6 protein-coding genes are annotated in these 5,901 nt (G+C 68.8%); 3 read left to right on the top strand and 3 right to left on the bottom strand.

The features are described 5' to 3' along the window. Positions 1-76 precede the first annotated feature (76 nt). Positions 77-826: a sulfite exporter TauE/SafE family protein gene (locus RWX45_RS02165; RefSeq protein ID WP_316022146.1), complete on the top strand. Its 750-nt coding sequence runs from the start codon at positions 77-79 to the stop codon at positions 824-826. 54 nt (positions 827-880) lie between these two features. Here RWX45_RS02165 and RWX45_RS02160 read toward each other — a convergent pair whose 3' ends face one another. Beyond that, on the bottom strand, positions 881-1,537 hold the full coding sequence (locus RWX45_RS02160) for a ferritin-like fold-containing protein (RefSeq protein ID WP_316022145.1): 657 nt from the start codon (positions 1,535-1,537) through the stop codon (positions 881-883). A 517-nt stretch (positions 1,538-2,054) separates the two neighbouring features. On the opposite strand from RWX45_RS02160, the gene RWX45_RS02155 reads away from it, so the two are divergent. Further along, positions 2,055-3,626 (top strand): DEAD/DEAH box helicase, encoded by a 1,572-nt coding sequence (locus RWX45_RS02155; protein ID WP_316022147.1) that lies wholly within the window; start codon positions 2,055-2,057, stop codon positions 3,624-3,626. A gap of 234 nt (positions 3,627-3,860) precedes the next feature. Here RWX45_RS02155 and RWX45_RS02150 read toward each other — a convergent pair whose 3' ends face one another. Further along, a complete protein-coding gene (locus tag RWX45_RS02150; RefSeq protein ID WP_316022144.1) occupies positions 3,861-4,496 on the bottom strand; it encodes a MarC family protein in 636 nt (211 codons plus the stop codon). Positions 4,497-4,598: 102 nt separating this feature from the next. Further along, a complete protein-coding gene (locus tag RWX45_RS02145; RefSeq protein WP_316022143.1) occupies positions 4,599-5,444 on the bottom strand; it encodes a PHP domain-containing protein in 846 nt (281 codons plus the stop codon). Between the two features lie 50 nt (positions 5,445-5,494). Between RWX45_RS02145 and RWX45_RS02140 the strand changes: the two genes are divergently transcribed. Next, the coding region (locus tag RWX45_RS02140; protein ID WP_316022142.1) for a Gfo/Idh/MocA family oxidoreductase at positions 5,495-5,901 on the top strand (407 nt) is incomplete at its 3' end.

The raw sequence follows: 5,901 nt of genomic DNA, 5'->3' as shown, positions 1-5,901 counted from the left end.
ATCATGCCGCGCCCCGACGGCCGTATAGAGGAACAACCAGACGCGTCGCACCTCACCGCCGCTATTCTGAGGCGCAATGTCGCCCATCCTCACCTACTCCCTCCTTTTCGTAGCCGGACTATGCGCCGGAATCATCGGCTACCTCGTGGGGATGGCTTCGCTCGTCTCCTACCCGGCGATGCTGGCCCTGGGCGTCCCCCCGGTCGTTGCCAACGCCTCCAATACCGTCAGCCTCATCCCCGCCGGTATCGGCTCACTCATCACCTCCTGGGACCGCCTCAAACAGATTCGCTACTACCCGCTGCTTCCCCAAGCGCTCATCGCCGCCGTCGGCGGCCTCGTGGGCGGAGCCCTGCTCCTGGTCGCGCCCCCGGGCGTGTTCGAGGCGGTCGTACCTTGGCTGGTGCTGCTCGCCACCGTCCTGGTCGCCCTGAGCCCACGACTGCGGCGCGGCTCGACCCGCTACAAACTGCCGGCAACCGCGTTCCTCGCGCTCCTGGCCGCCATCACCGTCTACAGCGGCTACTTCGGCGCAGGCGCAGGCGTGCTGTTCTTCGCCCTATGCACGCTGGGCACCCCCATGAACACCCACGCCGCCGTTGTCATGAAGACACCCATGCTGACCCTGTCGAATTTCTCGGCGGCCGTGCTGTTCATCGTGCACGGCGAGGTCAACTGGGGCGCGGCAATCGCCGTCGGCGCGGGCTCGTTCGTCGGCGGCTACGTGGCGCCGCTCATTCAGCGGCTCATCCCCGAGCGTGTCATTCACGCGGCCGTCGTCGTCGGCGGGCTGGTGCTGACCGTCTGGCTACTGCTCGGGTTCTGATCCCTGCCCGACGCCGCAGCACAGCGCCCGCAATAGCTCACCGCCGAGCTGCCGCTACACCCGCAACCCCAGCTCGCGCATGCGAGTGGTCGCGCCTTGGGACAGGGCCTCATGCAGGGCGTCAGCATCCGCTCCGGTCGAGGCGAGATCCGGAGCCGAGATGAGCAGCCGCTTCATGGTGCCGATCTCCTCGCCGACGACGCGGCGCCCCCACAGGCCCAGGCGCGCAGCCAGCTGCGTATCCTCTGCAATCCCGGGCACGAGTTGCGCCGGGGCGAAGGCCGCCAGGCGATCCGCACTCATCTCTTCGGTCAGCTGGTCCCGCAACGGCGCTTCGAGCGTGGCGGCCAGAGCGACGACGAAGTCGCGCATGAGTCCGAAAGTCAGGTAGGTCTTGGTCAGCCGCTCGTACCAGTCCAGCGGTCGCAGGCGCTCGTCAAAGTCTTCCAGCGTCCCCACAAACGGCTGCGCCGCGGCGAGCACGTCAACGCCCGTACCCGTAGCCAGTTCCCGGAGGTGGTCGAAGGAGGCAACGGCCTCCGCGCTCATATGCAGCAGTTCGGCACGCAGGTCCATGGATGGCGCCTTGTCGGCATCCTTCGCGTACCTGGTGCAGGCGATCGTCCGGGTGTAGGCGGCCAGGCCGATGACCGCAGCCGTATGGGGCGACGGCGACGCAGAGCGGCCCTCTGAAGGAACGGAACTCGTCATAGGGCCAGCGTAGGCCCTGCGCCCCTCGTCCGGGCGGCGCTCGGATCGAAGAATGTCCAGCTGGCGTCGCGGACACGCTCGACGTCCGTCCCCGTGGCGTCACGAACACGAGTTCGTCTGAGAGCTGCGCAACATCCCGGCGGTGACATCCCCCACGACCGGGGTCGCCGACGCCATCTGCCCAGGACGGCGGACACGATCGGGTATTAACCTGGAGGCTGGTTGCCCGGTCGCCATGTCTATCGTCATGCCCTTCGGCACAGCCCGTCGCATCCGGAGTACAGATCCGGCGTTGCGCAGGGCGTTCTTCGCGATCGGCTGCCGCATATGACCGCAGGCTCAGACGTCGCCACATCCGGCACACCGTCTCAGCCCCGGGCCCACGCCCGGAGACAACCGAAAGCACATCTTCACTGTGACCGAGCAGAACACCGTAACTGAATCATCCGCCGCACCGAACGATCCGCAATCCGAACAGCCCACCCAGCAGGCGGTCCCGCAGGCCGAAAGCTCCGGCATTATCTCCACGGCGCAGGCCCACGCCCCGGTTCTGGACGACGCTAAGCCCGACATCACCGACGCCGGTGACCCCGCCGACCTTACTGCCCGCACCTTCGCCGACTTCGGCGTCGAGGAGGAGATCTGCGAGGCGCTCGCCGACAAGGGCATCACCCACCCCTTCCCCATTCAGGCACTCACCCTGCCGATCGCGCTGCGCGGCCAGGACATCATTGGCCAGGCCAAGACCGGCACCGGCAAAACCCTCGGCTTCGGCATTCCGCTGCTGATGGACACGCTTGGCCCCGGTGAGGAGGGCTGGGACGAAGATCCGGCCTCCGGCTCACCGCAGGCACTGGTCGTGCTGCCCACTCGCGAGTTGGCCAAGCAGGTTGCCGAGGAGCTGGCCTCGGCCGCCGCCAAGCGCACCGTGCGCATCGTGCAGGTTTACGGCGGACGCGCCTACGAACCGCAGATCGAGGCTATTGAACGGGGTGCGGAGATCGTGGTCGGCACCCCTGGCCGCCTCATTGACCTCATGGACCGCCGTGTCCTCGATCTCACGCATGTGACTACTGTGGTCCTGGACGAGGCCGACGAAATGCTGGACCTGGGGTTCCTGCCGGACGTGGAGAAGATCCTGTCGCGCACCCGCCCCGACCGCCACACCATGCTGTTCAGCGCCACCATGCCGGGCGCCGTCGTCGCCCTGGCCCGCCGCTACATGACCAAGCCGACCCACATCCGCGCCCAGGACCCGGGCGACGACTCCATGACGGTCAAATCCGTCCAGCAGGTTGTCTACCGCACCCACGCCCTCAACAAGGTCGAGGTGCTCGCCCGCATCCTGCAGGCGGAGGGCCGTGGCCGCACCATCATCTTCGCCCGCACCAAGCGCACCGCCGCCCGCGTGGCCGAGGACCTGGCCGCGCGTGGCTTCGCCACCGCCTCCCTGCACGGCGATCTCGGGCAGGGCGCCCGGGAGCAGGCGCTGCGGGCCTTCCGCAAGGGCAAGGTGGATGTGCTGGTAGCCACCGACGTGGCAGCGCGTGGCATCGACGTCGACGACGTCACTCACGTCATCAACTACCAGTGCCCCGAGGACGAGAAGATCTACGTCCACCGCATCGGCCGCACCGGTCGTGCTGGTGGCTCCGGCACGGCGATTACCTTCGTCGACTGGGACGACGTATCCCGCTGGCGGCTCATCGCCAAGGCACTCGGCCTGCCGATCGAGGAGCCGGTGGAGACCTATCACACCAGCGACCACCTCTACTCCGACCTCAACATCCCGCAGGACGTCACCGGCAAGCTGCCGCGGGATAAGCGGGTTCTGGCTGGGCTCGACGCCGAGCAGATCGAGGACTTGGGCGAGACCGGTAAGCATGCCGGTGGCCGCCGCTCCCGCGACGAGCGTGGTGGCCGAGGTCGCGGTGGACGCGCCTCCGGCTCGCGCCGTGGTGAGTCCGGGCGCGGCCGCAAACGTGGCAGCGGGCGTGCCCGCAGCGACGACGCGGCTGCCCGGGACACCGACCGGCCCCGCCGCAAGCGCACTCGCAAGCGCACCCACGGCGGCCGCGCCGACGCCTAATCGACGCCGGGACCGGCACGTCACTTGTGCCGGTTTCGGCACGTCATTAGTGCCGGTTTCGGCACGTTATAAGTGCCGGTTTCGGTGATGTGGGGGTGTCTGCGCCGCCTCCACCGTCTCCTCGCTCCTGCCGCCTCAGCTGCTCCTGCCGCCTCCGGTGCTCCTGCCTCCCTGCTACCCCGCAGGCCCCGGCCTGGCACCCCACCTGGCACCGCACCCGGGGAGTCGATTTCTCTAGGCGCCCATGATTGTGTCGACGTAGGCGAGCACGCCGTCGGCCATCATCTGCACGGCAATCGCGGCCAACAGCAATCCGAAGATGCGGGTAAGCACCTGGATCACCGATTCCCCCAGGATCCGGTGCAAGCTCGCCGAGAATCGCAGGGCAACCCAGATGACCACGTGAGTGGCCACAATCGCCGCGGTCACGCTCACCCAGCCGACGACGGGATCGGAGGCCGAGTCAACCGCCACCATGGCGGCGACGATCGCTCCCGGCCCCGCTAGCAGAGGCGTGCCCAGGGGGACGAGTGCAGCATTGGTCACCACCGCATCCGGATCCGGATGTTCATCGGTTTTGTCGGTGAGCAGCTCCAAGGCCACCAGCAGGAGCAGCAGGCCGCCGGATATTTGCAGGGCGGGCACGGTGATCCCCAGAAACCGCAGTATGTAGCGCCCGAAGATCGCGAAGGCAAGGATGACCGCGAAGGACACCAGGGTCGCTTGGCGGGCCGAGCGGGTGCGCTCGGCGTGGGTCTGCCGGCTGGTCAGCGACAAGAAGATGGGGATGGCGCCAAGTGGATCCTGAATGACCAGAATCGTGGTGAAGGCGGTGGCGAACAGTGTGGGATTGAAAACGGTGTCGAGCATGGGCAGTGGGTTGTCGGCAGCGGGTGGATTGGAATGGTGTGGAGAGAATCTGGTCGGCGTCGTCACCGGCTCGGCGGGCGGGCTCGGTGACGGACGGCGGGCTCAGGGCGCGAGCAACGGGAGTGAGCCCTCGGAGACGATCCGGTCCAGCAGCTCCAGCGGCATGAGGTTCTCCCCCAGCCGGTTCGGTTTGCCGGCACCGTGATAGTCGGAGGCGCCGGACATGCCCAACCCAAGTCGCTGCGCCAGGGCCCGAGCCTGCTCGCGCTGGGCGGGGTTGTGATCGCGATGATCGACCTCGAGGGCAGCCAGGCCGGCCTGCGCCATGCGGGCGAAGGTCTCATCGGGCATGAGGCGGCGTTGCCGGCCGGTGGCGCGCGGGTGGGCGGCCACCGGCACGCCCCCGGCGGCACGGACGAGTTCGCATGCCTCCACGGGATCCAGGGCCCAGTGGGGCACGTAGTAGGGGCTGCCGGTTGCCAGCGGCCCGGCGAATGCGGCGGAGCGGTCGGGGAAGGCCCCGGCGGCAACCAGCGCATCGGCAATGTGGGGGCGGCCAATGGTGGCGGCGTCGGTCGCCTGCGCAAGCACATCGTCCCAGCCGATGGGGAAGTCGGCCGACAGCAGCTCAACCATCCGCCGGGTGCGGGTCGAGCGCGAGTTGCGCGCGTGGGCAAGGGCCTCGGCCAGCGGGGTGTAGCCCGGATCGAAGAGGTAGGCGAGCAGGTGCAGGGTGACGCCATCGGACGAGCAGGAGATCTCCGCCCCGCGCAACAGGGTCACGCCCGTATCCGCGACGGCGGCGGCGGCCTGGACCCATCCCTCGGTCGTGTCATGGTCGGTCAGGCCGACGACGTCGAGGCCGGCCCTGGCCGCGGCGGCCATGAGCTGCGCGGGCGCGTCGGTGCCGTCCGAGCAGGAGGAGTGGGTGTGGGGGTCAATGCGCACCGACCAAGTCTAGAGGCGCCCGGCGGCTGTGACCCAGGTAACCTGGATGTATGAGTTCGTCCACCGTCTCCAGCTCCGCCGGCCCCGCGGCATCGGATGCCGGACGGCCACCCATCCGGTTCGGCGTCATCGGCGCGGGATTCATCGCCCGTTGGTTCGCCGAAGCCGCGAGCGCGGTAGCCGATGCCCGGATCGTGGCGGTCACCTCCGCCCACCCGGAGCGGGCCGCGGCCTTCGCCGCCGCACACGGCATCCCCACCTCCTTCGCCACGCTGGAGGACATGCTCGCCGCCCGGGACGAGGACGGCGGCCCGCTCGTCGACGTCGTCTACGTCGGCTCCCCCAATACGTTGCACGCCGAGCACACGCTGGCCGCACTGGACGCGGGTCGGCACGTCCTGGTGGAGAAGCCTTTCGCCGCCACTCCCGCCCAGGCTCGGGCCATGGTGGAGGCGGC

This window comes from Actinomyces sp. MRS3W (assembly GCF_032465695.1).
Classification (GTDB): domain Bacteria; phylum Actinomycetota; class Actinomycetes; order Actinomycetales; family Actinomycetaceae; genus Actinomyces.
This window is presented reverse-complemented; position numbering and strand designations above follow the sequence as displayed.